At 45.0% G+C, this 25,306-nt stretch carries 23 protein-coding genes; 8 read left to right on the forward strand and 15 right to left on the reverse strand.

The genetic code is table 11. The annotated features are described in order from the left end of the window. Positions 1-7: 7 nt before the first annotated feature. Positions 8-1,525 (forward strand): efflux transporter outer membrane subunit, encoded by a 1,518-nt coding sequence (locus L9Q39_RS14720; protein WP_237485856.1) that lies wholly within the window; start codon positions 8-10, stop codon positions 1,523-1,525. Positions 1,526-1,554: 29 nt separating this feature from the next. On the opposite strand, the gene L9Q39_RS14725 is transcribed toward L9Q39_RS14720, so the two are convergent. From L9Q39_RS14725 to L9Q39_RS14755, 7 genes are all read right to left on the reverse strand, one after another. Further along, positions 1,555-2,022, reverse strand: coding sequence for a type II secretion system protein (locus L9Q39_RS14725; protein WP_237485857.1), 468 nt, complete (start codon positions 2,020-2,022; stop codon positions 1,555-1,557). A gap of 160 nt (positions 2,023-2,182) precedes the next feature. Then, entirely contained in the window at positions 2,183-3,802 is a 1,620-nt protein-coding gene (locus tag L9Q39_RS14730; protein WP_237485858.1) for a BatD family protein, read from the reverse strand. Positions 3,803-3,810: 8 nt separating this feature from the next. Next, positions 3,811-5,727, reverse strand: a complete 1,917-nt coding sequence (locus L9Q39_RS14735) for a VWA domain-containing protein (RefSeq protein ID WP_237485859.1) — start codon at positions 5,725-5,727, stop codon at positions 3,811-3,813. Further along, on the reverse strand, positions 5,720-6,685 hold the full coding sequence (locus L9Q39_RS14740) for a vWA domain-containing protein (RefSeq protein WP_237485860.1): 966 nt from the start codon (positions 6,683-6,685) through the stop codon (positions 5,720-5,722). The genes L9Q39_RS14735 and L9Q39_RS14740 overlap by 8 nt, the downstream gene beginning before the upstream one ends. Further along, the gene (locus tag L9Q39_RS14745) at positions 6,682-7,176 is read right to left on the reverse strand and encodes a DUF4381 domain-containing protein (protein ID WP_237485861.1); all 495 of its coding nucleotides are present in this window, start codon (positions 7,174-7,176) and stop codon (positions 6,682-6,684) included. Before L9Q39_RS14745 ends, L9Q39_RS14740 begins: the two co-directional genes overlap by 4 nt. Then, on the reverse strand, positions 7,173-8,171 hold the full coding sequence (locus L9Q39_RS14750) for a DUF58 domain-containing protein (protein WP_237485862.1): 999 nt from the start codon (positions 8,169-8,171) through the stop codon (positions 7,173-7,175). The genes L9Q39_RS14745 and L9Q39_RS14750 overlap by 4 nt, the downstream gene beginning before the upstream one ends. Positions 8,172-8,186: 15 nt before the next feature. Then, the gene (locus tag L9Q39_RS14755) at positions 8,187-9,143 is read right to left on the reverse strand and encodes an AAA family ATPase (RefSeq protein WP_237485863.1); all 957 of its coding nucleotides are present in this window, start codon (positions 9,141-9,143) and stop codon (positions 8,187-8,189) included. Between the two features lie 484 nt (positions 9,144-9,627). Here L9Q39_RS14755 and L9Q39_RS14760 point away from each other — a divergent pair, with 484 nt between their 5' ends. From L9Q39_RS14760 to L9Q39_RS14770, 3 genes are all read left to right on the forward strand, one after another. Next, entirely contained in the window at positions 9,628-9,828 is a 201-nt protein-coding gene (locus L9Q39_RS14760; RefSeq protein ID WP_237485864.1) for a restriction endonuclease subunit S, read from the forward strand. A 206-nt stretch (positions 9,829-10,034) separates the two neighbouring features. Beyond that, entirely contained in the window at positions 10,035-10,529 is a 495-nt protein-coding gene (locus tag L9Q39_RS14765) for a fasciclin domain-containing protein (RefSeq protein WP_237485865.1), read from the forward strand. Positions 10,530-10,892: 363 nt separating this feature from the next. Then, positions 10,893-11,570, forward strand: a complete 678-nt coding sequence (locus L9Q39_RS14770; protein ID WP_237485866.1) for a LuxR C-terminal-related transcriptional regulator — start codon at positions 10,893-10,895, stop codon at positions 11,568-11,570. A gap of 26 nt (positions 11,571-11,596) precedes the next feature. Here the strand turns inward: L9Q39_RS14770 and L9Q39_RS14775 are convergent, their stop codons facing one another. The 3 genes from L9Q39_RS14775 to L9Q39_RS14785 all read right to left on the reverse strand — a co-directional run bounded on the left by L9Q39_RS14775 (position 11,597) and on the right by L9Q39_RS14785 (position 13,599). Continuing rightward, complete coding sequence (locus L9Q39_RS14775) at positions 11,597-11,845, reverse strand: hypothetical protein (RefSeq protein WP_237485867.1); 249 nt, start codon at positions 11,843-11,845, stop codon at positions 11,597-11,599. 231 nt (positions 11,846-12,076) lie between these two features. Beyond that, positions 12,077-12,583 carry an acyl-CoA thioesterase gene (locus L9Q39_RS14780; RefSeq protein ID WP_237485868.1) on the reverse strand — a complete coding sequence of 169 codons (507 nt, stop codon included), beginning with the start codon at positions 12,581-12,583 and terminating at the stop codon, positions 12,077-12,079. A gap of 122 nt (positions 12,584-12,705) precedes the next feature. Then, positions 12,706-13,599: a DMT family transporter gene (locus L9Q39_RS14785; RefSeq protein ID WP_237485869.1), complete on the reverse strand. Its 894-nt coding sequence runs from the start codon at positions 13,597-13,599 to the stop codon at positions 12,706-12,708. 409 nt (positions 13,600-14,008) lie between these two features. Here L9Q39_RS14785 and L9Q39_RS14790 point away from each other — a divergent pair, with 409 nt between their 5' ends. From L9Q39_RS14790 to L9Q39_RS14800, 3 genes are all read left to right on the forward strand, one after another. Then, positions 14,009-14,752: an AraC family transcriptional regulator gene (locus L9Q39_RS14790; protein ID WP_435532859.1), complete on the forward strand. Its 744-nt coding sequence runs from the start codon at positions 14,009-14,011 to the stop codon at positions 14,750-14,752. A 191-nt stretch (positions 14,753-14,943) separates the two neighbouring features. Further along, positions 14,944-17,022, forward strand: coding sequence for a DUF4962 domain-containing protein (locus L9Q39_RS14795; protein WP_237485871.1), 2,079 nt, complete (start codon positions 14,944-14,946; stop codon positions 17,020-17,022). A 279-nt stretch (positions 17,023-17,301) separates the two neighbouring features. Beyond that, positions 17,302-18,315, forward strand: a complete 1,014-nt coding sequence (locus L9Q39_RS14800) for an acyltransferase (RefSeq protein ID WP_237485872.1) — start codon at positions 17,302-17,304, stop codon at positions 18,313-18,315. 87 nt (positions 18,316-18,402) lie between these two features. Here L9Q39_RS14800 and L9Q39_RS14805 read toward each other — a convergent pair whose 3' ends face one another. The 5 genes from L9Q39_RS14805 to L9Q39_RS14825 form a co-directional block, all read right to left on the reverse strand. Continuing rightward, the gene (locus L9Q39_RS14805; protein WP_237485873.1) at positions 18,403-18,942 is read right to left on the reverse strand and encodes a hypothetical protein; all 540 of its coding nucleotides are present in this window, start codon (positions 18,940-18,942) and stop codon (positions 18,403-18,405) included. Then, a complete protein-coding gene (locus L9Q39_RS14810; RefSeq protein ID WP_237485874.1) occupies positions 18,939-19,475 on the reverse strand; it encodes a YaeQ family protein in 537 nt (178 codons plus the stop codon). Before L9Q39_RS14810 ends, L9Q39_RS14805 begins: the two co-directional genes overlap by 4 nt. A 318-nt stretch (positions 19,476-19,793) precedes the next feature. Continuing rightward, positions 19,794-20,003, reverse strand: a complete 210-nt coding sequence (locus L9Q39_RS14815) for a cold-shock protein (protein WP_237485875.1) — start codon at positions 20,001-20,003, stop codon at positions 19,794-19,796. 433 nt (positions 20,004-20,436) lie between these two features. Then, positions 20,437-21,600 (reverse strand): threonine/serine exporter family protein, encoded by a 1,164-nt coding sequence (locus L9Q39_RS14820; RefSeq protein ID WP_237485876.1) that lies wholly within the window; start codon positions 21,598-21,600, stop codon positions 20,437-20,439. Positions 21,601-21,674: 74 nt separating this feature from the next. Continuing rightward, positions 21,675-22,406, reverse strand: coding sequence for a glycerophosphodiester phosphodiesterase family protein (locus L9Q39_RS14825; protein WP_237485877.1), 732 nt, complete (start codon positions 22,404-22,406; stop codon positions 21,675-21,677). Between the two features lie 639 nt (positions 22,407-23,045). Between L9Q39_RS14825 and L9Q39_RS14830 the strand changes: the two genes are divergently transcribed. Further along, the gene (locus L9Q39_RS14830) at positions 23,046-25,304 is read left to right on the forward strand and encodes a GumC family protein (protein WP_237485878.1); all 2,259 of its coding nucleotides are present in this window, start codon (positions 23,046-23,048) and stop codon (positions 25,302-25,304) included. Positions 25,305-25,306: the final 2 nt, after the last annotated feature.

The following is a 25,306-nucleotide window of genomic DNA, read 5'->3' on the forward strand; positions in this document are numbered from 1 at the left end:
GTATGCTATGAACATTAATTACTCGCTATCACGAGTTAAACCTATCGCTTTATTCGTGGGTTCATTGCTGCTCACCGGGTGTGCGGTTGGACCCGATTATCAAGCCCCCAGTGTCCCAATGGCAGAGGCTTATCTGTACTCAACCACTGATAACGCGATTAAGCAGGATTACTGGTGGCATGAATTTCATGATGAAACCCTAAACCAGTTGGTCGCGGATGCACAGCAACAGAATATCCCGCTCAAACTGGCGGCGCAGCGTATTAAGATGGCGAATAGCTATCGTACGGTGGTTGAGTCATTCAAAGTACCAAGCATCAGTGTTGGTGCAGGCTATGTAAACTATCAGTTGAGTAAAAATGACTCGTTGCTCGGTCCGGCATTGAATCCGCTGGGGAGTTCAGTCTCCGGTTTACCGGATTCAGTATCAGGCATGACTCTGTTAGATAATCAGCACGATGGCGGCTTTGTCGCTGCGTCCATTGCTTGGGAGTTAGATCTGTTTGGGCGAATTGACCGCCAGTCGAATGCAGCTGAGATTCGAGTAGAGCAAGCGCAGATTTATCAAAGTGGCTTAACCACGTTAATCACCGCTGATTTAGTGCATAACTATCTGCAGTTGCGCGGCGCTCAGCAGCGCTATCAGCTATTGGAAGCGAATGTGGCGGATCAACAGAAGACTCTAGATTTGGTGCGTAAGGTGGTTCGAGCTGGCTATGGTTCTGATCTTGATATCGCCCAAGCTGAGAGCATGCTGGCTGCGACAGAATCGTTGTTGCCACAGTTAGAAATTGCTCAGCAAGTCCATAAGCAACGTTTGTCGATGTTATTGGGTGAACCGTTAACGCAAATCGATATCCGAGTGGCAAATGCTCAGCCATTGCCAGAGCTGACAGGCGTTATACCGGTGGGATTGCCGTCGGATCTTTTGCAGCGTCGCCCCGATATTCGTATGGCAGAACGGGAAATGGCCGCGGTGAATGAAGAGCTAGCGGCAAGCGTTGCCAACCGCTATCCCAAGTTTTTCTTAACGGGTGCGCCGGGGTTATCGGCAGGAAGCTTTGATGATCTGTTTTCCAGCGATTCATTTGGTTGGGTTGGATCCGTCGGAGTGAGTTGGAATGTGTTTGACGGCGGCAGAGGTAAAGCTGCGGTTGATATCAATCAAGCTCGATTTGATAGTGCGCTACTGAGCTATCAACACGCGGTTGACTCGGCATTTACCGAGGTCGATAGCTTGTTGTTTACCTATGGTAAGAGTCAAGAAAACCAACAGCGATTGAATCGTGCGCTAGCTTCTGCAGAAAAAGCGTTGGGTAAAGCGGAGTCCCTTTATCAGGCTGGACTGATTGACCATGTTTCTGTGCTTGATGCACAGCGTCAAAAGCGCATGATGGAAGACAGACAGATCGTGGCTCGCCTGCAAACCGCTCAAGTAACCATCGGCTTACATAAAGCGTTGGGTGGGGACTGGAGCTTAGCTAGAGAAGAAACCAGTGCTACAGAAACCAACGATTCTGAGTAACGGGATTGGTCGTCAATGATGACGACCAATCACGAGCAATCTGTTTCGTCGGGTGTCCGAATCGTGGGAGGATTTTTGCCATTGGTCTTATAGACCACCACGCATTTATCTTGAGGGTCGTCACTGGCAAATCCATAGACAATCACCTCGTTGTCTATGGATTCGATATGAGAAGAGAGTTCAAAGAAGTCGGAGCCAATACCATGCACTGAGGTACCAATTCCAGCAGCGTGGGCGATAGGGAAACCGTAGTGTATTTTGATTCCGCTGACTTCGGGGTCAATGGACGAGTCAAGATTATCTTTATCTTCGATAACGGCTTGGTGGTAGGTCAACCGGCTTGCTGAACTTAACGTTGCGCCGAAACTCTCAAGCGCACTTGTTTTGGCTGCACTGGTCAAACTGATCAAGCGAGGTATAGCGATAACGGCAACTAAGCTTAGGGTGACGATAATAATCACCAGCTCTATCAAGGAGAAACCTCTAGATTTTTTCATTCCAATACAGACAGCGAAGATAATAAACGGTACATAATACCGTTTATTATCTTCGCTGTAAACGCGTTTTAAAGCATCACTTTGATAGCTTAGCTTTTACAACGAAGCTTTTTACTGCATAGCCATAGCTTTGACAACATAGCCTTTACAGCATAGTTCTTTACAGTTTAGCTAAAGGGTCACTGCTGCCGTTGCTTTGGCGAATACGGTGATTTTTAAGCACCACAAGCAGATTTTGTTTGTCCCAAGGTTTTGGTTGTTTGCCAAGTAAAGCCGTTTCCATATTCCTCAGTTCGCTGGCTATCTGCTGCTGTAAGGGCTCGGCAAGCACGACTTCTTTATTCCACAAATGAAATGCCGTTTTTGCTGCGACAACATCCGAGCGTTCAATAGCCTCGATCAATCTTTGATGAAAGGGACTATCGGCTTGGGTGTTATGTAGTTGGGTTGCGCTTGTCGGTGCCTTTTTGGTTTTTATCCACATCGCCGTGCTAAAAAGCCAAGCGAGGGCAAAGAGTCCGGTTAAGATTGGCCACATTCCGGCGTTAGTGGGAGAAGGAGCAATCTCGGTGGTATGATTTGAGGCACTCGACTCCGCTGAGACAAAGCTTTCGCCCTGAGCGACGATAAGGTTTACGCCGTTGACCGAACTGGTCGCTTGCTGTTTCTGCTGAGTATCCCACCATTGTAAACTGACATCAGGTAATTGAAATTCACCGGCACGTTTGGCAATCAATACCTGTTTTAGTGTCATTGATACGCTGCCATCACGGTGGGTCTGATACGTTGGCTTTTCGTCATAGACACGCATGCTGGATGGATTGTTAATAACTAAATTGGGAAACTGTTGTTCTGTGATGCCTAATGCATTGATCGTTAAGGTACGAGTTAGCGAGTCACCACTGCTCATTTCAATGGGTTCAGTGGTTGTGGTTTTCCCGTTCAACTCCCATGTTTGTTGGATCTCAATGCGATCGGCTGGCAGCCAGTGACCTTGGTATTGATCCGGTATTGGCAAGACATTAAGCGCCAATTGCGGAGCTTCACCACTCAAGGTCAAAATTCTACTGCTGCCGCTTAATTGACCACCATAGAGCACGCCACCGCTTAGTGTCGGCGCTTTGATAGCAAAATCACCTTGTTGTTTTGCTTGCACTCGGAAGGTTTGATCGATGGTCAAAACTTCGATGCCATTGACGACACTCTGATATTGCTTTGGCTCACTCACTGCTTGAATATCTAACCCGTCTGCTACCGGCGGGACGAGGTTAGGGTTTTGCAACATTCGCGGGTCCACTTTGACCAAGATACGACTGTGTAGCAGGGTACTTTGCTGAGGAAAGAGTTCCGATTTATCTAAGTGAGCTTGGACTTCGACCATATCCGCAGTGGTGGGCGCTTTTTCATCTTTAGAGACTTTTAACGTGATAGCTTTAGTCGAGACTCCATCAACGGTAAAAGCGGGAATCACAAGCGTGCCGAGCTTTTGCGGTGCCAAAGAGATTGTCCAGATACTGCTATCACTACGTTGACTGTTAACAAAGTTCATTGATGAGCTAAAGCTTGGGCGTCCTAGGTAAAAGTCGTTCGTCAGTGCATCAAAGCGTATGTCGTCGCTATCGAGTTTTTTGTCGGCAACGATCTTTAACTGAATGATTTCATCCTTGCTAATCTGGGTTCTGCTGACGGATGCGGTCAGATTGAATGCCCAGGAGGAAAAACTGCTCAACAGAGCGGTCAATACAATCATGGAACGGATGAGGGAGTGATGTGTTTTCATTGTCTTCATTACCAATTCTGCCCTGATGTCGCGGGCTTTTCACGTTCTTGAGCTTGCAGTTGCATCTGGGCTCGTAATAGGGTGCTTGCATCACGAATGCTTTCTACTTGCTCTAACTTTCTCAATTCAGGATCCACCGCTTGCTGTTGCGCATCGCTGACAGCCTGTTGTGCTTGAGATTCACGGTCGCTTTCGTTTTCGCCTGATGGTTGCGAGGCTTGAGCCTCCGCTTGTGTCTCATTGTTGTTCTCAGTCTGCTGTTGTGAATCCTGCGTTTGAGCTTGATTATCTTGTTGAGACTGCTCTTGAGACTGCTCTTGAGACTGCTCTTGAGACTGCTCTTGAGACTGCTCTTGAGACTGCCGCTGTGCGTCAGACGCTGAGGCTTGCTGCTCACTGTCAGATTCATTTTCGGATTGAGAAGTGTCCGCTGGTTGGGACTCACCTTGATCCGATGATTCACCGTTTTGCGAGTTCTCATCACGGCTTTCTTGTTGTTGACTTTTGGAGTCAGAGCCAGAATCTTGTTGCTGTTGCTGTTGCTGTTGCTGTTGCTGTTGCTGTTGCTGTTGCTGTTGCTGTTGCTGTTGCTCGAGCGCTTGCTTGACGATTTCAAGATTATGCAGTGCATCCTGATGGTTCGGTTGCTGTTTCAATACCTGCTGATAGGTGTCGATGGCCGTTTGCAATTCACCTTGTTGTGCATAGGCGTTGGCTAAGTTATAGCGAGTGTCGACATCATCAAATCGCTGCCAAAGCTCAATCGCTTGATCGTAATTACCCGCTTGATAGTGCGCAGAAGCACGCCATTTTTCTGAAGCAAAACGTTCTGCAGCTTGGCTGTATTCTTGGCGTTGGTAGGCTTGATAACCTTGTTGGTCGCGATTGAGAAACAGGCTATCTACTGGATTAGCATAGCCCGTTTGAGGAACGCTTTGCAGCAAGAGCACCCCAGTGACAATGGCAAATAGTCTGCCTTTTTTAAACAGCGGCAAGATCAAAAGCAAGATGATAGGCATGAGCCAGTAGCCATTATTCACACTGACGGTAAGATCCTGCTGCTTTGATGTATCAACACTGGCAACAGGCGAATGGGATGTGAGCGTTTCGATATCACGATTATCAGTCTGATAAGCCGCGAATTGTCCTCCGCTGCTGCGCGCGAGTTGCCTCATCTCATTAATGGGTGTCTTCGCGATAACCGTGTGACCTCGAGTATCGGTTAATAATGAGCCGTTAGGCAGTGGAATAGGCGCACCGCTTGGGGTTCCCACCGCGAGAACTGAAATACGCCATGCAGTGCCTTCTAGCAAAGCGCTAATGCCATCTTGTTCTTGCTGGGTCAGTCCGTCACTAAAGAGCAGGATATCTCCTTGTCTTTGACTGCTCTGCTGCATCATTTCTATGGCTTGCTTTACGGCTAAATCGGCGCGAGAGCCTTGGATGGGCATTATTGCCGGAGATAGATTTTGTATCTGTACCGCCAATGTGCTGGCGTCTGTGGTTAAGGGGCTGAGAACATAGCCATCCCCCGCGTAGGCGACAAGACCGGTTTGCCCCTGTTTGAGGTAGGGCAAGATGTCGAGCGCTTTGTATTTGATCTGAGACAATCGACTAGGTTTAACATCCGTGGCGTAGACCGACGTCGACATATCCATGACCAATACTTGAGCTTGCTCGCTTTGTGCCGCGGGGAGAGTTTGTTGTTCGACACTCGGTCCTGACAGTGCAAATACACCGAGCAACAGGGCAAGCCCCAGTAGCGTGAGATAGCTGGTGCGATTTTGCACAACAGCTAAGGCGCTCGCAAGGTGAGGGGCGATCAGAGAAACGGTTTTTCTTGATAGCTTGAGCCAAACCAGCAGGAGACAGATAGGAACCAGCAGCCACAACGCTTGCGGGTGCAGCAGTAATACATCAGACATAGTTCCTCCTTATGGTCGCAGCGATCAATAACAGTAGAAGTCCGATACTCAGCGGCAACGCGAACCATTCGTTTTGGGGTCGCCAAGTCTGTGTGGCGGTTTGTATTGGTTGCAGCGCATTAATGGTGTCGTAAATGGTGGCTAACTCTTGCGCGTTTCTGGCTCGGAAGTATTGACCGCCAGTGAGGTTGGCGATTTCGATCAGTGTTTTTTCATCCAGATCTTCAGCGGTGTTGACCGTGCGAGTCATAAAAAATTCACGTACTTGCATCTCGCCAGCGCCAACACCAATGGTGTAAACGGTAGTGCCATACTTTTTAGCGATATTCGCTGCTTCAATCGGGTCGAGAATACCAGCGTTATTGGTGCCATCGCTGAGCAAGATCATCACTCTCTGAGGCGCGTCACTATCGACAAAGGTTTTTGTGGCTAAACCAATCCCTTCACCGATTGCAGTCTGTGTGCCGATCAGTTTAAGTACGGTACGGTTAAGCTGTGCTTTGATGGTTTCACGGTCGTAGGTCAGTGGCGTTTGCAGATAGGCGTGATCAGCAAAATAGACTAAGCCTAAGCGGTCGCCTTTTCTCTGGTCAACAAAATCAGACACGACTTGCTTGACCGTTGTTAGACGATCAACAAAGTCCGAGCCTTGCTTCATGTCCTGTTTGCTCATCGAGTACGACAGGTCGATCACCAGCATCATATCTCGGTGTTTGGGTTGGATTTCTATCGGTTCGCCAAACCAGACCGGGCGCGCAGAGGCAAAAACCAGCAGCAACCAGCTTATGCTGGCGAGCACTTTAACCAACCAAGAGAGCCGTTGACCAGAACCAGACAGCTGTGTCAGGTGCGGCAAAATCACCTTGGCTTGTTGCGGCGCATGGCTGAATCGATGAACAAGATAGGGCAGAGGAATTGCGAGCAGCATCCACCACCATTGTAGAGTGAAGCCTGTCATGATTGATCCCAGTTTCTATAGCGTCGTTTCGGTGGTAGCGCCGAGGTTACCCAGTGTCGGCAATCTTGGATCATCTGCTGTTCCGTTTGCGCTTGATGTTGTTGAGGGGCATACAGAGCTTGATACCATTGTGAGGATTTAGGTCTAAATACGGGCTCTGCCAATTGGGAATCAAGAAAGGTAAGCCAATCCTCGCCCGTGAGTTTAGCAATCTGTTGCCTAGGGAAATAGCTTAGTGCCGCTTGGCGCACCACCTCGATGGCATGAGAGGGGGTGAGTTGCTCAGGATGAAGCGCCAATAAAGTGATGGCGGCACGTTTGGCGCGACGTTTTTGTTTGCGCTTTTTCCATGCGATTAGCGAAACAATCAGGCTACAGATAGCGATGCCCAACACAAGCCAGTAGCCGATAGCAAACGGCCACCATGTCGGTTCTGCAGGCAGATGAATGTCATTGAGAGGTAAGAGTGAGGAAGAGGATAATTGACTCATTGTTGATCACTTAATAACTGCAAAAGAAGTGGCTGACCACTGGATATTTTAGAAAGTGCAATACCATAAGGTAAAAGGCTTTGCGCAATATAAGCAAAGCGCTGCTCAAAAGAATGTTTTATATCATTTCTGGTTTGCTTATTTGAAAGGTCGAGCTGAATTTCATGGCGCTTTCCCTGTACCGATTGTTGACCTTTTGCCGGACTCTCGCCCACTTCAATAGGATCATAAAGCATCACAGCTCGCACCCGGTTGTGCTTCGACAGGTGCGTCACCGCGGTGAGTTCGTCGTCTGTGATGGTGGAAAAATCACTTAATATAATCAGCTCACTGCCTTTTTTACACAGATTGACCAAGGCACTGAGCGCTGAATCCGAAGTCGTGTGCGAACGCGTGGTGATATCACTTTGCTGGATATGCTGATTGTGTATCTGACACAGTTGTTGCAGCAGATGCAAGATGGCACAGCGACTGCTTGAGGGGCGAATTTCTATCAATTGATCTTGGTAGCGAATCACCGCACCGACTCGGTCTTGGGTGCTCAGAGCGACCCAAGACAACAGACTGGCAAGGTGGCATAACTGCACGGATTTAAGTAGCAAGGTGGTACCGCTAAATAAGCTGCTGCTGAGATCAATAAACAGCACAACTGGTCTTTCTCGTTCTTCAGTAAAGAGCTTGGTATGCACCTTACCGGTACGAGCAGTCACGCGCCAATCAATCTGTCTGACGTCGTCGCCCGCTTGATACTGTCGCACTTCCGAGAAAGTCATCCCACGCCCTTTTTTGGGGCTGGCGTGTTGACCATTCAATTGTGACCACACGCTTTTTTTCGGTGGTTGCCACCTCTGGCTGTGTATTTGGTAAAAAGCCAGTTCATCCACTGTGACTTCAACACCATTGGTCAATTCGGGCAGCAATCCTTCTTTGGTCGCGACAGCGAGCGGCGGTGTGCTGGGTGACGATGGCAACAATGACTTTAATGACGACAACATATCTAACAACAATCCTTACGCCGACGCGACACTCGATAGGAGTTGTTCGATCACTTTATTGGCCGACACTCCTTCCGCTTGTGCTTGATAACTCAGTAATAAACGATGGCGCAGAACGGGATAGATGATGGTGTGCACATCTTCTGGTGTCACGAAATCTCGCCCACTGAGCCATGCGTTTGCTCTTGCCGCTCTATCGAGTGCGATGGTTGCGCGGGGACTGACGCCCATCTCTATCCATTTGGTTAAATAGTCACTGTACTGATCTGGGTGACGAGTTGCCATGACCAGTCTGACGAGATAGTTCTCTATGGTTTCAGACATATGAATATTGAGTACTTGAGTACGAGCATCAAAAATTTCTTGCTGACTAATTTGTTGCTTTGGTGCTTCGTGACGACCAAGGGCTTCTCCGCGATTGAGGCGTAAAATTTCTAATTCACTGGCCGCATCAGGGTAACTGACCTCAAGGTGCAACAAGAAGCGGTCAAGTTGCGCTTCGGGTAATGGATAAGTGCCTTCTTGCTCGATTGGGTTTTGAGTCGCCATCACCAAAAATAGTTCGGGTAAAGCATAGGTGGTCTGTCCCACACTGATTTGCTTCTCTGCCATCGCTTCCAGCATCGCGGCTTGGACTTTGGCTGGGGCACGGTTGACTTCATCAGCCAGCACCAATGAGTGGAAGATAGGACCTGATTTAAATTGGAACTCTCCGGTTTCTGGACGATAAATATCGGTGCCCGTCAAATCAGATGGCAATAAGTCAGGGGTAAATTGAATACGATGAAAACTGCCTTCAATACATTCGGCTAGAGACTTCACTGCACGGGTTTTAGCAAGACCAGGCGGTCCCTCGACGAGGATATGTCCATCAGCCAATAGCGCAATCAGTAGTTGTTTAACAAGATCTTGCTGACCAATGACCTGAGATTCAAGATAGTGTTGCAGTTGTTGAAAAGCCTGAGCTGGCATAAATACGTTTCCTTTGTTTCGCCTCTTCAATGGTTGCCGCCAATAAGTGGTCTTAGCCAAAAATGTCTGTAACCAAGAAAGAGTGATTAAACCTGAACCTCGCATCTTGAGGTAACTTGGGTATATAAGACCATATTGTGGCAGATTTGTTTCTCTTCAAGCAAAAAATAGTGATTAATTAGCATGATATCGCTCAGTCGTTTTTTCGGGTTTAAGTTTGAGTTGGCTTTAGCTGAGTGTAAGCGGCTTTGGTTGAGTGTAAGAGGCTATGGTTGAGTGTTAGAAGCTTACATTTAGTATTAAAGTTCTAAATTCAGTATTAAAGTTCCAAATTTGCAATCAAAGGCACAGAGTCAGTCTAGAGGTATCGATTTGGTGTTACAGCTATCGATTATTCTTACTGGTATAGACAGCACTGACTATTGGCGAATGGCGAGCAAAACAAGTACAATTCGCGCAGATCAATAAAGTAAGGTAGTTCCCAATGAGTGATTTTGAAAAAGAACTTGAGCAGATATCCGTTGAAGCGGAAGGCGAGCCTGAGGTAGCACTTCCATCGATTGAAGAGCAGCGAGAGATTGCGGCAGAGCTGAAACGATTGGAGCAGGAAGGTAAGCTAACGCCAGAAGTTCTTGAGGAATACTTTGGTAAGTTTAATAAAAACAATCAAGCCCCAATTCACTAATCTGTACTAATACCACTAATCATCTGCGCGTTTCTTGACGCCCTCTCTCTTGAACTGAGATGCAATAAACGGTGCTGGCATCAGCACCGTTTACTTGACCTTTTACCGACCTCATTTTTTCCTTTGCTACCAATATTGATCGACTTGCCTCTCTGGTCGTATCAAATCGCGAAACCCCACTTGGATTGATGCAAAAGGAAACTATTATGTTCAAACGAATCGCTGCACTTGTTCTTTCCGCTGCCGCGGCACTAAGCTTTGTACTACCTGCTCATGCTGATCATCACGGTATGAAAAAAGATATTGTCGATGTCGCCGTCGCCAATGGCTCGTTCAATACTTTGGTTGCCGCGGTCAAAGCCGCGGATTTGGTGGATACGTTGAAAGGCGATGGTCCATTTACGGTTTTCGCACCAACGGATGCAGCCTTTGCTAAATTGCCAGCCGGTACCGTAGACATGCTGCTAATGCCAGAAAACAAAGACAAGCTGATTGCGGTCCTGACCTATCATGTTGTACCGGGCAAAGTGATGGCAGCAGATGTCGTTGGTTTAGACACTGCTCGCACTGTTCAGGGCGGCACCATTGACGTGACAGTGGACGGTGACAAAGTGATGGTTGATAACGCGACGGTGGTTGCCACGGATGTGATGGCAAGTAACGGCGTCATCCATGTCATTGATACGGTATTGATGCCATAGTTTAGATCCAGTATGAGCTAAGATGATAGAAGCGAAGGGGGTGCCCTTCGCTTTTTAGCTTGAGATCGTATAGGTTAAAAGGAGTACGATGTCACTTTTGTTACCTACTATTAATATAAGTGTCGCGATGACGAAGTCATGCTGGCAACCACCTGTTTTGAAAAAAGAATAGCGCCTCAATCGAATATCACTTGTCTCAATAGTGAGAGTGTAAGTTAACTTATTGAATAATAATGTGTTAGCTATGATAGGGTGATACGCATCTCAAAATCGTCTCTTGACGATGTTGAAATTGTTATTAATTTAATGGTAACGCCGTATCGTTTAAGTGAAGGCAAATAAAATATGACCAAGGAGAGGTTCATGACGGATGAAGTAGACGTCAATCAGAAAGCTATACTACTGGCAGAGAATAATCTGCAATCGAGTTTGTTGAAAGATGCTATTGAACAAGATCTCGCCCTTGATATTGAATTGGTCTCCTTAGACAAACTGGTGGAGCCCAATCTCAAGCTAACTCAGTTTGATTTTGATTATGTGATCATTGATTTTCCGGCGATGACGGAAGAAAGGCTGGAAAAGTATCAAGAAATCTGTGATTTACTTCCTGACCATATCCAAGAGATCCTAATTAATACCCCTGACGACTTACCTCACGCAGAAATGCTGAAGTGGCAGCAGTTGGTCGGAATTTTTTATTCTACCGATACCATCGAAAAATTGCTGTCTGGCTTTCAATGCATACTGCAAGGCGAGATGTGGATGAGTCGTAAGTTAGTGTTTGAATACATCAAATTTTATCGTGGTCGCCAATGCGCGAAAACCAGCCCTTATTATTCAAAACTAACCAAACGTGAGCAACAGATTATCAAGATGCTTGGAGAAGGGGCATCGAATACCGAGATCGCTGACGCGCTATTTGTGAGTGAAAATACGGTGAAAGCGCACTTGCACAATACCTTTAAAAAAATAAAGGTGAAGAACCGATTGCAGGCATTGCTGTGGGCGAAAAATAATATTGCGTCGAGTGAGTTTGTTTAGCCGATAAACAGAGCTAGTCTGCGGTATTAGCCTAGTTCTCTATTCGATGGGGCACATTCGAGGTAGCGGAGTAACACGTATAGACTCTCCTTTTCAAGCGCGACTTTTTGAAGTAGGTTGGCAAATACAAGGTCACCACCAAAACAGGTACAGATGTAGTGGTTAATCTCATCTTGGGAATAGCCTTCGACATACATGGTTCGAATCCATTGGTATTCAACAGACTTAAGGTTGGTTAAAGTCGACTCACTAAGCGTGATATCACTAAGGTTCAACGCAGGCTCCTTGTTCTTATTGTGAGAGGTCTCGTGACGAGGGGAACTGCGGAATTAAATCAGACAATGATGAAAGAAAAATGACAGCGTTACCGGTTTCTAAGATCGCTGTTGTTATAGGTGCTAGGTGCTAGGTGCTAGGTGCTAGGTGCTAGGTTATAGGCGCTAGGACCCTGTAAAGCTAGAGGGGGCATCCCTAGATCCTAGGACCTAGAGCCTAAAGCCTAGATTTTAAAACCTAGATTCTAGATTCGATTTTAGTAGCTTAACGTGAGCTTCCATCTCCTCGCCAATCTCTTGGCGCATTTTCATGAGTTTAATGGCTGACCTTTCTAAAGTGACATCTTCTTCTGTTTCTGGGACCCATTTAGGTACCTGCGTGGGTTTGCCATGTTCATCGACTGCGACCATGATGACGATACAGTGTGTGGTCAGTCGATTATTTAACTCTTTTGGATCACTCGCCTGAACGTCAATGGCAATATGCATTGAAGAACTTCCGGTGTAAATCACCTTAGCACTCACTTCGACTAAGTTACCCACCAAGATAGGCTGCACAAAACGGATACCACCCGCATACACAGTGATGCAATACTTGCCACTCCAAGCGGCAGAACAGGCATAGGCCGCAAGGTCAATCCATTTCATCACGGCACCACCGTGTACCTTGCCACCAAAGTTCACATCCCCGGGTTCGGCCAAAAAACGTAACGTTACTTCTCTATTATCACGGCCCATAGTGCTGATTCCTTGTCGTTATGGGTAAATGGTCATGGATAAAACTGAGATAAAGTATGACAAACTTGTAAATCAGATGCTACATTTTGGTGTTAATGTGCGATGCTAACGGCTTAACTGCACTAGGCGACAGGAGCAGGAGGCCGTGGAGAAAGCCTCGATAGCTTAATTTGAGACATGATGACCCCACCAATCACTAACATCCCGCCAGTAATATGGAAACGCGTGATATGTTCGTTTAAAAAATAACTAGCCAAGATCAGGGTGATCACAGGCAACAGGTTCATGAACATTGCACTGCTGTCGGCACCGATCATATCGATCGCTCTTACCCACATGAGTGGTGCGACAATGGAAGCAAAAAGACCAGCGTAGGCAATGAGCGGCACGGAGGCTACTGTCGGTAGAGTTTGCTCACTGCTAAATAACATGGGTGTTAACATAACCAGTGCACAAAAACCTTGCATGTAGATGAATACCGAGTTGGGTAGCGGTAACTTCCAGCGTTTTAATAACACGCAATATGCCGCATAGGTGATCGCAGCGAAGACCATTAAAATATCGCCTTCGGTAACGGACTGATGAATAAAAAACAGCACATTACCTTGGCCAAGCATATAGGCAAGACCGAATAAAGAGATCAAACCACCAATAATACTCAGAGCAGAAATGCGCTTACCGAGCAGCGGTACAGAGAGGAACACACTCAGTAGTGGTACGAGAGAAGAAGTGAGCGCCATGTTAGAGGCGGTTGTCGTTAAGGCGGCAAAATATCCCAGAGATTGGTTTAGCACCATACCTAATAGCGCCAAAAAAGCGATTTTATTGATATTGTGGCGAATAACGCTTCTGTAGGTGTTCACTTTTCTTAGACAAAACGGTGTCATTACCAAGATAGCAACGAACCAGCGATAAAAGCTCATCGCACTGGGTTCGATAGACGTTGCGGCTAGTTTGCTGACGATAGCGTTACCGCTCCAGATTAGAACGGTAAAAAATGCGAACAGGTACGCCATTTTTGATCTCACGAGGGAAAGGAATTGAGCGATAGTGTCGCAGGTTGTTATACCCAAGTCACCTCAAAATGCGAGGTTCAGCGAGATTTGCTTGGTTTGTGGACAAGGCAACGACTCGAAGATTTAGTGGTTCTAAATAGAGAGTCGTTAACGCCGGCCACGAGCCAAGCAAACTCGCCCGAAGGGAGGTCCTAGATGACTTTATCTCGGCGTCAAATATGCTTGAAAGGATTCACCATTCCTTCACATCTTTTCCTTGATATAAAGTCATCTAGGACCTCTGAACTCTGCATTTTGAGGTGACTTGGGTATATAATAATAGATATCGGTAAAGCGACATTAGAAGTGATAGGAAGACAAATTGCGAAAAAAAAATACCAATCTTCACCCCTCATTAACCATAAACACCATGCCGTCCGATGTGTTTATGAATTTTGATGCCTTTTTATCCAATACAGAAACCAGACAACATAGTCACCCATGGGGACAGGTGCAGTTAATCAGCGGTGGTATTTTGGAGATGGAAGCGCAGGACACACGATTTTTGGCTCCGCCTCATTTGGCGATATGGGTGCCATCGGGCGTGATGCACCGAAGTTATAATCGCAAGCCACTACAATATTGTTCGTTAAATATTGCCCACCATCTTACCGATACATTTCCTAAGACAACCAGTCTGATAAAAGTGCCGGCGATTGTTTCCGCTATTATTGAAGATTTCCGTGGGCGAGAGATCAATGTGGCGCATAGTGAAAAAGACCAGCGCTTGGTACAGGTGTTGCTCGATCAATTAGCAGAGCAATCAGAACAACATCACTTTCTACCGTCGAGTAAAAACAAATACCTAGCCCCAATCCTGTTAGCGATTGAAGATGATCCCACTAACGACGTTTCGCTCAAACAATGGGCCGAAAAAGTCCACACCACTGAGCGCACTTTGGCGCGTTATTGCCAAAGCGAACTTGGAATGAGTTTCACCGAATGGCGCTTAAGAGTACGCTATTTGTACTCGATGGATCTTTTACGCAGCGGGCAGTCGGTAAAAGAGGTGGCATTTACACTTGGTTACAATCAAGCCAGCCCATTCATTGCCATGTTTAAAAAATACTCCGGTTCAACGCCAGAACAGTACAAAAATCGATTATTTGAGTGATTTGTCAGCAGTTACGACTAACCGTTAACCTGTGTAATAGTTGTGTCAAACTCAATCGCTTATTGGTTACGGTCACAAAACCGTGTAAAAAAATCGGGGGCTAGTCGCTTTCTGAGGCACTATTGTATTACAATAAGGCATACTTTGTATTTGTTCCCCTAAACACTACGTATTTTACACGGGAGTTCGTAATGAGTGACAATAAATCGCTAGACGCTATTAGAGCGATTAAATTGGAGAATGACACGTCAGCAGGAAACCTTGTTGATCTGTTACCTATCGAAGTGCAAAAGAGAGACTTTGACCTGTCTTTCCTAGATAACCTATCTGAAGCACGTCCACGCCTACTTATCCAGTCAGAAGACCTCGCTGAGTTTAAAGCGAAAGTTAAAGCAGATGACTCTTTCTGCATGTTTGATGACTTCTTCAACAACTCAACTAAGAAATTCTTAGATACAGCTCCGTATGAAGAACCACAACCGTACCCAGAAGAAACGGTAGGCAAAGCATCACTATGGCGTCCTTACTGGCGTCAAATGTACGTTGATTGCCAAATGGCAATGAACGCAACACGTAACCTAGCGATCGCGGGTATCGTGAAAGATGATGAAGAGCTTATCGCTAAAGCAAAAGCTTGGACTTTGAAACTGGCAACTTACGATCCAGATGGCGTAACGTCTCGTGGTTACAACGATGAAGCGGCATTCCGCGTTATCGCTGCAATGGCTTGGGGTTACGACTGGCTACACGCTTATTTCTCTGAAGAAGAGCTAGCAACTGTTCGTACTGCACTGGTTACTCGTCTTGACGAAATCATGCACCACCTAAAAGTGACGGTTGATCTACTAGAAAACCCACTAAACAGCCACGGTGTACGTTCTATCAGTTCTGCGGTTGTACCAACTTGTATCGCGCTATTCCACGATCACCCGAAAGCGGGCGAGTACCTTGCGTACGCGATGGAATACTACGCAGTTCACTACCCACCATGGGGCGGTGAAGACGGTGGTTGGGCAGAAGGTCCAGACTACTGGAATACGCAAACAGCATTCCTAGGCGAAGCTTTCGACCTAATGAAGAGCTACACTGGCGTTAACCTGTTCAACAAGACGTTCTATGAGAACACGGGTGACTTCCCACTATACTGCATGCCTGTTCACTCTAAGCGCGCAAGCTTCTGTGACCAGTCATCAATCGGAGACTTCCCTGGTCTAAAACTGGCTTACAACATCAAGCACTATGCGGGTGTTAACCAGAAGCCAGAGTATGTTTGGTACTACAACCAACTGAAAGGTCGTGATACTGAAGCACATACTAAGTTCTATAACTACGGTTGGTGGGACTTTGGCTACGACGATCTTCGCTTCAACATCCTTTGGGATGCGCCAGAAGAGCAAGCACCTTCAAACGATCCACTATTGAAAGTGTTCCCAATCACAGGTTGGGCGGCGTTCCACAACAAGATGTGTGAGCGTGATGAGCACATTCACATGGTTTACAAGTGCAGCCCGTTTGGTTCTATCAGTCACTCTCACGGTGACCAGAACGCATTCACGCTACACGCATTTGGTGAGACGCTTGCTTCTATCACTGGTTACTACGGTGGTTTCGGTGTGGACATGCACATTAAATGGCGTCGTCACACGTTCTCTAAAAACCTTCCACTGTTTGGTGGTAAAGGTCAGTACGGTGAGAACAAAAACACTAAATACGAAGGTCACCAAGATCGTTTCTGTATTGAAGCGGGCGGTAACATCACAGATTTCGATACCGAGTCTGATGTTAAATTCGTTGAAGGTGATGCAACGGCATCTTACAAATACTTCACTCCTGAAATCGAATCATACAAGCGTAAGATTTGGTTTGTGAAGGGTAAAGTGTTTGTAATGCAAGACAAGGCTTCTTTCACTGAAGAGAAAGACCTAACTTGGCTAATGCACACGACTTTCGGTACCGAATGTGCTGACAAGTCTTTCGCAATCCAAGGCGAAAAAGCCAACCTAAATGTTTCTTTCATCAACGAAAGTGCAGACAACATCCTTTCAGTTAAGAATGTTGAAGGTTTCGGTGAAGTAGACCCTTATGAGTTTGAGGATCTAGAAATTCACCGCCATGTTGAAACTGAGTTTAAAGCGGCTAAACAACACAACATCCTAACGCTTCTTGTTCCAAACAAGAACGAAGGTGAGCAAGTTGAAGTTGCCCACAAACTGGTTGGCAACACGCTTGAGCTAACGGTTGACGGCGAAACAGTGACGATTGAACTGTAATCGCAAACGATAGTGATAAAAGCCCCTAGATAGCGATATCTAGGGGCTTTTTTAGTTTAAAGAGACGTATTTAACTCGTTTTGTTTTGACAACTAAATCGGCGGGTAGCTTGGGTATATACGTTATAGATATGGGTATATACATTATAGATAGCTTACCTATTAGTGTCTCGAATTTGATAAGTCGCATATATAATATTCTCTGATATCTTGCTTAGGTTTATCCGGTATATACAATGACGTAAAGATACCAGGATGGAATTTAATATAGGGATATTGTATGTGGATAAATAATCTAAAGGTGTTTGCTGCATTTGCGGTTATTATGCTCCATGTTGCGGCTGGATTTGTTACAGGATTAGACGTTTCGAATCCAGAGGTATCAGTGCATAATTGGTGGGCAGGGAATATTTTTGAATCGACCACTCGCTGGTGTGTTCCCTTGTTTATCATGATCAGTGGTTACTTTCTTTTAAATAAGGACGAGTCACCATCCACCTTTTTTAAGAAACGGCTAAGTAGAGTACTAATCCCCTTATTGTTTTGGTCGCTGTTCTTTAGTGTGTGGACGATCTTGAAGTATCATGTTGTTTATGATGATGTTGCCAGTGCACCAAAGGCGCTCGTGAAAGCTTGGATACTGGGCAAGCCCTATGTCCATCTTTGGTACTTGTTTATGATTCCTTTTTTGTACCTTATTACGCCCATTCTAAGGACACTATTTAATAATCTATCGAGGCATGAGCTTTTTGTTTTTATTCTGTTCAATTTTGCTCTAACTATTCTCAATAGCTTGGCAACGAGTGTTTTCTCTTATCTTGATATGAACGCCAAACTCAGTTTATTTACCAATAACTTTTTGATGTATATTGGTTACTATTGCTTAGGAGGCTATATTGCTAAGTATGATGTAAAGGTGAATTCAATACTTAGTACTATCGTTTTAATTACTGCCTGGAGTCTGGCGATTTTTGGTAAGTATTTCCTAGTCACCGGCTATTTTCATTCAAACAATAGTATTAGCACGATTCTGTCATCAGTCGCCCTGTTTTTCTTAATCCAAACGTTTTGTGACCGAGATTTTAAGTTTAGTTCCTTTGCCAAGCTCAGTTTTGGTATCTACCTAGTACATCCTATCTTCCTAGATATTTTATCGTTTGCGGGACGAAGTTGGCTGTTAGATAGAATGGATATCTATATTTATATTCCGTTGGCAAGTGTGATGGTGTTTCTGCTTTCTTATGCCGTCGCGTTGAGTTTTAGCAAGAGCCGATATTTGAGTCGCTGTATTTAAAGGATACCGATACCCAAATTGACGGTATTTAGGTAAAACGCCCTTGATCGGGCGTTTTCTGAGCGTAACGAGTTATGAAGTCGCGGCTCAATTAAACCACTTCTCGAATAGGCGCATCAATAGCGACCGTTTTGGTCGAGTGGATTCATATTGTCGAATCCCTAAGTAGTAACTTTGGTTGAATGCAGTACGTGAGGTCTCGATGTCCTGTTGAGTCAATTGTGCAATCAATTCACTGCACTGGCGAGCATGATCGTTCGCTAGACTATAATCCATGCCCAATAAACCCTGAATGTACAACCAGATATGAGTGACTAAAACCAGTTCTACGACTTGTTCAAGTTTAAAGCGAGATCCATGGTCTCTACCCAAGTGTTGCTCAAAGGTCTGCTGCATGGTTTGGATCTGCTCAGAGTGTCGCGATAACACGCTGACAGCGTCAATATTGAGTTTGGTAAACAGACCTAAAAGAGTTTGATGTACCGATGAATCTGGCTTGTTGCTGCGAGTCGCGACGAAGGTGGTATTGTTACGCTCGCAGACTTGCAATAAAAGTTTCTGATGTTCAGCTACATACGCTAACTCAACGACTCCCAAATTCCTCAAGGCTTGCTCTAAGGGAGTCATTTTTGTTGTAATGCTTCAAAGGTGACTTCAACAGAGCCTGCATCCCCGTCGACAAACAGCGAATTGCCAGTAATCATTACTGAAAGATCCATGGTTCGATTCACTAAGCTGGCAAGCTGCTCAATAGCGTCGCTGTTTAAACGATAGATATCCGCATCAAGAAAACCAAACTTACCACTATTTTGCTGCCACCAGACGTCGCTTTTGCTGTTAAAGCTGTAGACTTTGACCGCTTTGGCAAGGCGAGTGGATTTTTTCACTCTATCCACATCAGGTTCGCCTACATCGATCCACTCAATAATTTGATCATCCAAAGATTTTTGCCAAATATCAGGTTCTTCGATGGAAGAGAGCCCCTTAGTGAATTGCAATTCTTGCGACGCATTGAGGCAGAAAGCCATTAGCCTAGCCATCATACGAGGATGATTTTCTGATGGGTGCAGGGCGACAGTCAGGTTGAAAGAATCGTAGTAGTCACGGTTCATGTCAGTGAGCGCAAGGCGGAATTTATAGATTGTTGGTTTGAGTGCCATAGTAGGTCCGTGGATTAAATAGTAGGTTCGTCAATTAATAAGTTGGCTTGATAAAAGTGAAATCAAGCGCTGAGAATCCAGTTTGTTCTATACCCAAGTTACCTCTGAACTCTGCATCTTGAGGTAACTTGGGTATATCATACGTTGTTACTGGGAGAAAGGTATAGTTGTGGCGACGGAATGATAAAAAAGTAGCCAGCTAAGGAGCTGGCTACGGAGGGTCTTAAGCGTTTTAAGCCGATTCTGGCTGCAATGTACAATTACTGATCAAAATAATAGGTCAATTACAATACCCACATCCAGTCACTTTGTTATTAATTAAACAATCGTGATTTCTTCAGCTTGTGGACCTTTTTGACCTTGGGTTACCTTAAAGGCAACTTGCTGACCTTCAGCAAGAGTGCGGAAACCATCTGCTTTGATGTTGCTGAAGTGAGCGAACACGTCAGGACCATTCTCTTGTTGAATAAAACCAAAGCCTTTAGTTTCGTTAAACCATTTTACTGTGCCAGTAACTGTGTTAGACATATTTTTTCCTAAATTATCTTTTTTGTATCTTATGTGCCGCTTGGGCTGTCATAGCATGGAATGGTCACTTGCTATTGCGTTCAACACGATGGCAGAATTTACTAAATTCAACGATAGCATTTGTTCACAATGGAGCGTTATCCCTAGCCAAGAATTAATATAAGATACTGACGTATGAAGTCAATGATATGCAATAAAGTGAATTGGGAATATTTGAAGTTTAACCCGTTTTTTGAATAAAGATTAAACAATACATAGAAATGTCATTATTTATCTAGAAATTACACAATAAGCAACTCTTTGATAACTATTTGATTTTTATTATATTTGTATGATTTTTTCTCATTAGTGTCAAGTTACTGTAAATTTGCAACAAGATGTTAGCTTGCATAGAAAATGTCGTTCGTTATTTGTGATCCAGCACGGATCAATTTTATTTTTCGATTTTAGGTGGATAGAGAGAATATGAAGTGATCTGACCAGCGACAATGGCAGAGAACATGAACAGAGCAGAAAGACCAATATCTGGAATAGGTAAAATGGACTGTTCAAATACCGATTGGCTAGCGCTGACCAGTACGCGACTACCCGGAACCAATATAATGATGCCTTGTACTATGTATATTGAGCCGGTTAATTCGAAACGTTTTGCCAGCCAGGTTCCATAAAAAGTAATCAATACTGTGGTTATCCATGTGCCGACGATCCAACCGCTCTCAAATCCAAGATAGAAAGGTCCCCACATCCCCAAGACAGCGACAGGCAAACCAAACAGGATATCTTTAGGGCGGGCGTTAAATATGACGCCGATACAACTTGAAATAAGCAATAGACCAAAGCAGTGTAACCAGAACGGTACATCATTGGTGTAAGAGATGGAATACGCTTGACCCCATATGCCTTCGCCAATGTTTAATCCTATGATGACACCAATAAACAACTTGATCAGAGTAAGGGCACTTTGCCCGAGCAGCGCAGTACCTGATACTAAATCGTTAAAGGCAAGGCACTCTAAAGAGTTGGCAATAGCCAGACCGGGCACAAATAGCACCACACTGGCAATACAGAGCGCCCATATAGGAATCGGTGCGCCAGTGCTGGCAATAAATGCCACGCTTACCCCAGTAATCAGCGACGCAATAAACTCAACGGCAATGGCATTGTGACCACGATAAACCCGTTGACATACCCAGACCATAAAGCCCAGTAATACCGCAAAACCAATCGCTTCAAAGGTACTACCGACCAGCATAAGATAAGCGGGAGGAATTCCCATATTAGCTAATGCAACTATCCATGGAGCATAGCCAATAGGCTCGGGAATAGGCTCGTTGCTGGGTTGGTTGATACGGATAATGGTATTCGCCAGCAAACCTAAGTTAATAGAAGCGGGCTTTAGGCGCTTCATCACGACGGTGTTGTTATCATCGGTAAATTGGTAATTGATCGCGGTGGGCGTCGCCTGAACCATCACATCGACACCATGCTTTTGAGCATAATATTGAGCGTACTTTTCGACCTTATAAGGCGCGCAACCGCTTCTGTGCAGGGTATCGCCGATGTCGACAATTTTTTTAATGATCTGTTTTGAAGGCATAATTCGTGATCAATCAAGGGATGGCGGTGGCAAAGATAACAGGTTCGTCGAGCTTTGACGAGTCAAGATACTCGCTAACCGATCCGACCAAGTGCGCTGTGGATAAATCGCTCTGGGTAATCACTAAATATGGCATCTAGGGTACTGAGATGGGCAAGACGTTTTGGGCTATTGACGGTATAACACCAAACTTGATACCCACTCTTATGCAACATTTCGACGTGTCGTTTGGTCGTCCAGCGAAAGTTTAAATGGCAGCTAAAAGCGTCTATTTCGTTGAGCAGTTGTTGGTCAGCTTTGCGCAGACGTCGACTAAGTACACCCAGTTTGTAGCCATTGAGTTGCTGATAGAGTTGACGCATGACGTTATGATCAAAGCTTGAGAAGATAAGCCTCTCTTTGTCGTGGCGAGAGCTCTCTAGTTGAGCTTTTAGCAATGCAACCACATGAGCAGCATTATGTCGGTCAATTTTGATTTCAATATTGATACCAATCTTATGAGTATCGGCTAACGCTAACAACTCGCTGAGGCTCATGATGACTTCACCGCTAAATCGTGAACCATACCAAGCGCCGAAGTCGAGCTTTCGGAGTTGGTCAAAGGTGAGGTCATCAATCCTCCCAATACCATTACTGCATCGGTTTACGGTGTGGTCGTGGCAGACCACTAATACATCATCTTTGCTCGGTTGGATATCGACCTCAATCCATTTCAGCCCAAGCTCGATCGCGGCAACAATACTCACCTTTGTGTTTTCCGGAAAATGACCCGAGACGCCTCGATGTCCCACAACGATTGGTGGCATATTTAATTCCTGATTGATAGCGAAATATGACGGTTAGTTTAGCGCTGATATTGGGGTGTGACTAGATTTTCGTGTGAATCTGAAACGAGAGCACGCGACTCGAAATTGTAAGTGATTTTGTCTACAAAGGTGGGGGACAAAGGGCGTGATCTGTTTCGAATATGAGAAAGCTCGGCTCAAACTAACCGCTGTAGATCGAAGACGCTTGATTAAAGCCAAGTTTAAACTTTAGATTAGATAGCAAGCATGGTTGATTATTACGCTCAACAATAAAGAAATATATTTATAGCACTACATAGAGAGAAGTGTGGTGATTTTATTTCATAATTGTGATTTGTGTTTTTTCAAAAGAAAATATAAGCGCAAATAGAACGACTTAGTCGTTAGTAGTGATCAATAGTATTCTGGAATATCAGCATCCTGTTAGAAGTCTGTGGTTGATAAGTGATGGTGTTCTAGAGTCGGTTTTCTGCCTAACTATCTTCTTTTTCAGTTGCTTAGGTTGAAGTTGTCACAGCGAGGGTATGCGCTGTAACTGATGTAGAGCAGTGTGAGCATTATGCTTTGTCTGTAGAAATGACTTGTGAGTAGCAAGTTGTAATGATAATGGAATATCTCGAGTATATTATGGACCACGTAATGGAAGACAAAAAAAATCAATCAGAGCAGGTTTTTGATTTATATCCTTATGTTAAACAGCTTAAAAGGAGTTGGTTTTTAATATTGCTATTCAGTGCGTTTGTTACTGGAATTGCTGTATTTTTTCTCATGTCTATTCCTGCGAAATATACGGCTACAGCAACGCTATTGATTGAAGCAAAAGACAAAAAGGCCGTCTCTATTCAGCAGGTTGTGGGTATCGACTCCAGTCAAAAAGAGTACTACCAGACTCAGTTTGAGATTTTGAGATCGAATCAAATTGCTGAAAACGTAATCGATAAGCTTGAACTGGCGAGTATGCCAGAGTTTAACCCCGCCTTAAGAGACAATCCAACCCTACTCGCTCAAATCAAATCACTGCCAAAACAATTGATTTCTGAAGTGAAAGCATCAGTGAAGCAATATACGACCACTAGCGACGCAAGCATAGTTCAAGGCGGTGCTGATGAACTAGCGCAGGAGTTGCAACAAGCGTTTAGTCGAAAAATGATTCTCGATGCCGTTAAAAGCCGAAGCTCGATTATTCCTGTGAAAAATACTCAGTTGGTCAAAATTCAGTTTACTTCAGAGGACCCAAAACTGGCGGCGGAAATTGCAAACGCAATCGGCTATGCCTATATCGACATCAATCTTGAAGCCCGATTGTCTGCAACTCAGTACGCGTCAAGTTGGTTGACTAGTCGTTTAGATGAACTCAAAAGTAAATTGGAGCAGTCAGAACAAGCGCTGAGTGATTTCCTTATCCAAGAGAAGTTGATTGATGATAGCGGTATTGACCAATTGGCGAGCCAAGAATTGCTCAATCTAACTAAACGTTTGGCACTGGTGAGAGATCAAAGAATCGAACTTGAGGCCGCGTACGCCGCTCTTCGTTCATCGAATAGCCGAGATTTGGCTTCATTGGCAACGATTCCAAGTATTTCTGCTCACCCTCAGGTGATAAGTATTCGACAAGCAGAGAGCAGTGCCATCAACGACGTACAACGTTTATCCAAGCGCTATGGTCCTAAGCATGATCTTATGATTCAAGCCAATGCCAAGCTTAATGCTGTCCAAAATCAAGCGGCCGTGGTAACGAAAAAGCTTGTCAGTGGTATGGGCAAAGAACTTCAAGCGGTGCGTAAGCAGGAAGTACTTATCACCAGTGAGATTGAATCTCAGAAAAATGAGTTCCAATCGATCACACTTAAGAAGAGTCGTTATCAAGAGCTGAAACGCGAGATAGAGACTAACCGCAATATACTTAACGTTTTCCTAACGCGTGAAAAAGAGACAACAGCAACCAGTAATTTTGACTCTGCGAACGCCCGTTTTACCGATATGGCAATGATACCGCCAATTCCGAGTGGTCCTAAAAAAGGATTTTTGGCAATGGCGACATTGGTAGGGAGCCTAGCATTCGCCGTCGCAATGGTATGCTTGTTTGTTATCACCAATACGACCATTGACTCAGTCCGTAACTTTGAAGATAGATTTGGATTTATGCCGATTGGTGGTGTGCCAAATGTTAAGTTTGGAAAATATCGTAAACAACCGATCGATGCTGAAGTGCAAAACCACGACAAAGGACTGAGTTTTTCAGAATCCCTAAATGCGATTCGTACCACCATACGTTTGAATGAAAAAAATCGTCAGACTCAAAACAAAACCATCGTGGTGACCTCTTCATTGCAGGGCGAAGGGAAAACAGCAGTCTCTGTTAACTTAGCCATATCCTTTGCCAAAATAGAACGCACGCTATTAATCGATTGTGATCTGCGTAAACCAGCCGTTGCCGATAGATTTGGATTTAAAAAGTTCCAACAGGGGTTGAGCAATCATCTCGTGTTGGGTACCCCTCTAGAAGAGTGCCTATATACCCATCAAACATCAGGTTTAACCGTGTTGCCAGCGGGTAAGTTAACCACCAATCCTCAAGAGCTTTTGAACTCAGCAGTATTTGAACGTCTGCTGTCTCAGATGGCTGAGGAATATGATCGGATTATTATCGATACACCTCCAACCTTGCCAGTAGAAGACTCACGAATTATTTGCCAACTTGCGGATTCTACGCTTGTGGTAACACGTGCGAACTTCTCTAAAGAGCAAACGGTGATGAGAACAATCACCAAACTTAGAGAGCGTGATATTGCCATCGAAGGTGTGATCGTTAACCGAACCAGTCACAAAAAAGCGGAAAGCGAATATCTCTATGGAGATTACGGATATACCAAGGAAGAGATTCGTCAACATTCATAAAG

Origin of the sequence: Vibrio hippocampi (genome assembly GCF_921292975.1) — a bacterium.
In the GTDB taxonomy this organism is placed as follows: domain Bacteria; phylum Pseudomonadota; class Gammaproteobacteria; order Enterobacterales; family Vibrionaceae; genus Vibrio; species Vibrio hippocampi.

What these genes read in the sequence shown, in the direction of transcription:
- L9Q39_RS14815 (WP_237485875.1), bottom strand. Translation starts at nt 20,003, where the DNA reads ATGTCTAACACAGTTACTGGCACAGTAAAATGGTTTAACGAAACTAAA.
- L9Q39_RS14735 (WP_237485859.1), bottom strand. Translation starts at nt 5,727, where the DNA reads ATGTCTGATGTATTACTGCTGCACCCGCAAGCGTTGTGGCTGCTGGTT.
- L9Q39_RS14795 (WP_237485871.1), top strand. Translation starts at nt 14,944, where the DNA reads ATGAGTGACAATAAATCGCTAGACGCTATTAGAGCGATTAAATTGGAG.
- L9Q39_RS14740 (WP_237485860.1), bottom strand. Translation starts at nt 6,685, where the DNA reads ATGACAGGCTTCACTCTACAATGGTGGTGGATGCTGCTCGCAATTCCT.
- L9Q39_RS14780 (WP_237485868.1), bottom strand. Translation starts at nt 12,583, where the DNA reads ATGGGCCGTGATAATAGAGAAGTAACGTTACGTTTTTTGGCCGAACCC.
- L9Q39_RS14730 (WP_237485858.1), bottom strand. Translation starts at nt 3,802, where the DNA reads ATGAAAACACATCACTCCCTCATCCGTTCCATGATTGTATTGACCGCT.
- L9Q39_RS14720 (WP_237485856.1), top strand. Translation starts at nt 8, where the DNA reads ATGAACATTAATTACTCGCTATCACGAGTTAAACCTATCGCTTTATTC.
- L9Q39_RS14745 (WP_237485861.1), bottom strand. Translation starts at nt 7,176, where the DNA reads ATGAGTCAATTATCCTCTTCCTCACTCTTACCTCTCAATGACATTCAT.
- L9Q39_RS14825 (WP_237485877.1), bottom strand. Translation starts at nt 22,406, where the DNA reads ATGCCACCAATCGTTGTGGGACATCGAGGCGTCTCGGGTCATTTTCCG.
- L9Q39_RS14785 (WP_237485869.1), bottom strand. Translation starts at nt 13,599, where the DNA reads ATGGCGTACCTGTTCGCATTTTTTACCGTTCTAATCTGGAGCGGTAAC.
- L9Q39_RS14790 (WP_435532859.1), top strand. Translation starts at nt 14,009, where the DNA reads ATGCCGTCCGATGTGTTTATGAATTTTGATGCCTTTTTATCCAATACA.
- L9Q39_RS14750 (WP_237485862.1), bottom strand. Translation starts at nt 8,171, where the DNA reads ATGTTGTCGTCATTAAAGTCATTGTTGCCATCGTCACCCAGCACACCG.
- L9Q39_RS14820 (WP_237485876.1), bottom strand. Translation starts at nt 21,600, where the DNA reads ATGCCTTCAAAACAGATCATTAAAAAAATTGTCGACATCGGCGATACC.
- L9Q39_RS14805 (WP_237485873.1), bottom strand. Translation starts at nt 18,942, where the DNA reads ATGACTCCCTTAGAGCAAGCCTTGAGGAATTTGGGAGTCGTTGAGTTA.
- L9Q39_RS14760 (WP_237485864.1), top strand. Translation starts at nt 9,628, where the DNA reads ATGAGTGATTTTGAAAAAGAACTTGAGCAGATATCCGTTGAAGCGGAA.
- L9Q39_RS14770 (WP_237485866.1), top strand. Translation starts at nt 10,893, where the DNA reads ATGACGGATGAAGTAGACGTCAATCAGAAAGCTATACTACTGGCAGAG.
- L9Q39_RS14725 (WP_237485857.1), bottom strand. Translation starts at nt 2,022, where the DNA reads ATGAAAAAATCTAGAGGTTTCTCCTTGATAGAGCTGGTGATTATTATC.
- L9Q39_RS14800 (WP_237485872.1), top strand. Translation starts at nt 17,302, where the DNA reads ATGTGGATAAATAATCTAAAGGTGTTTGCTGCATTTGCGGTTATTATG.
- L9Q39_RS14830 (WP_237485878.1), top strand. Translation starts at nt 23,046, where the DNA reads ATGGAAGACAAAAAAAATCAATCAGAGCAGGTTTTTGATTTATATCCT.
- L9Q39_RS14810 (WP_237485874.1), bottom strand. Translation starts at nt 19,475, where the DNA reads ATGGCACTCAAACCAACAATCTATAAATTCCGCCTTGCGCTCACTGAC.
- L9Q39_RS14765 (WP_237485865.1), top strand. Translation starts at nt 10,035, where the DNA reads ATGTTCAAACGAATCGCTGCACTTGTTCTTTCCGCTGCCGCGGCACTA.
- L9Q39_RS14755 (WP_237485863.1), bottom strand. Translation starts at nt 9,143, where the DNA reads ATGCCAGCTCAGGCTTTTCAACAACTGCAACACTATCTTGAATCTCAG.